The 1,879-nt window shown below is 51.6% G+C and carries 1 protein-coding gene; it reads right to left on the bottom strand.

Going from position 1 to position 1,879, the window contains the following annotated elements; all coding sequences use genetic code 11:
- A partial coding sequence (locus KDK18_RS00870) for a hypothetical protein (RefSeq protein WP_257252511.1) occupies positions 1-1,879 on the bottom strand: 1,879 nt, incomplete at both ends.

Genomic DNA, 1,879 nt, shown 5'->3' with positions numbered 1-1,879 from the left:
TCATGGAGTCGGGATAATCGACGGCTTTCACGATCCTTCTGACTCATTTCGCCGTGATAAAGATCCCGGGCCAGTAGTGACAAGGGCTTGTCAGCGGAACCCTGCCATGCCAGTGATGCAGACAGTCGATTTTCTATACGTTCAATACGTTTTGCGTCAGAATTCTCTGTTACATATTCTCCCCGGGCAATCTGAAAACAATCGTTGGCCAGAGCGTGAATGGCCTCGGATCGGGTCTGCCCTGACGGTAGGGTTAGCTGCCAGCCAGAAGCCAGTGCATCTTGTAAACGTTTGATCTGTCTTGATGGCCTGATGGCTGACGGTGGACATTGCTCTGTTGCCTCCGGATCGACTTCCAACAGATACGCCACTGCCTGTCGTTGTGCTTCAGGCACATGGGCCATGATCAGGGCGCAGAGCTTGTCCAGAACTTCTTTCGCAGTCCACCGCGAAAATGGCTCTTTATAGGACAGCTGTAATTTTTCATTAAATACAGCCGGGTCAAGGGCTCTGACCAGTGGCCACAGGTTTTGCCTCACAAACGCTCTGTCCAACTGCTGAGCACTGTTGATGATGGCAGTTAACTGATCCGGGTCTACCGAGGCGGTTTGATCCTCATCCGGCTTGCAGTGCACGTCCGGTAAAAAATGCCTGCAAGCCACTTTCATAAAATCACGCACGGTCGGATGCTGTCGTGTGCCATGGGTGATGACGCTATCGATGGCTTTGCGCCAGTGGCGTGGTAAAAGCTGTGGGGACTGGTCAACCTGCTGTGCTTGTCGGGCAGCCAGTATCAGGTTATTCAACAACGCTTCGGTCATTTCAGGCAGAGGGTTACAAAGGTGGTCAGGTACGGTTGTAAACGCTTCATAAAGTTTATCAAGCGCTTGTTCTGGCAGCTCAGTCCTGGAGATATCATGTTTGCGGGCATTAATATCCCAGAGATCGACCTCAGGACAGGGTTTATCCGTGGCAAGCATCGAACGAAATACTGGTGATGGGCTTATCGCAGATTCAGGCCAGAGTAAAGTGACTTGAGCCTGCGGGTAGGCCCGTAATTGGCCATTCACCAACAAAGGCTGTCCAACCACCAGGGGTTCCAGCAGCTGCTGAAGTGTTGGATTACTTTCGAGTCCCAGGAATACCACCGGCCTGCCTGCGGTTAATGCTTTCTGCAACTCACTCTGACGTCGTCCAAAATGGGCCTTTTGTTCTGAGGTGATATGGATATTATCAAATAGCTGACTGAAGCCGGTCTGTTCATTGACCTGGATGACCAGAGGGTCTCCCCGGTGATGACGGATCCAATGACTGGCCTGGACATGTTGCCGATAAGTGACGGCCTCAAAAGAATCGTCATTGCTGGCTTTTTTCTGTAACTGAGGGTTTCTGGACAGAGGTCGCTCGTCGTTTTCTGCTAATCCCAGGGCTTTCGGCTGCTGTCGTGAATGAGCCACCTGGAGTCGAGGCTCCAGACCCGTTGTCTCGCGAATCGTCTGCAGTGAACCCAGCAAACGAAACCAAAGTGCCTCAGTGAGGGGAGACGTTACGGTGACTGTCCCACCCGCTCGAACCTGTTCCAATAGACGGTTGTTAGGCACTGCGTAGCCTTCCTGGGCAATGGCAATCGGGTTCAGCCATTCGCTGATATTACTCTGGTTAATGATGATCGGGTTTCCTGAAGTATCACCAGAATGGGGTAGCGGGTTGGATAAACTTTGAAACAGTGAATGCAGCTCATCCTTCCCTACCGGCATTTGATAAAAATGAACATCGTCGGGTAACTCACAGTTCTTCCCGTTGCTCTCAAAACACTTTTGCGCGAGCATCTGTCGAATCGTCTGTTCAAAGGCCAGATCCTGCCAGTTGGCCCCTTTCA

Source organism: Endozoicomonas sp. SESOKO3 (genome assembly GCF_024606255.1).
This window is presented reverse-complemented; position numbering and strand designations above follow the sequence as displayed.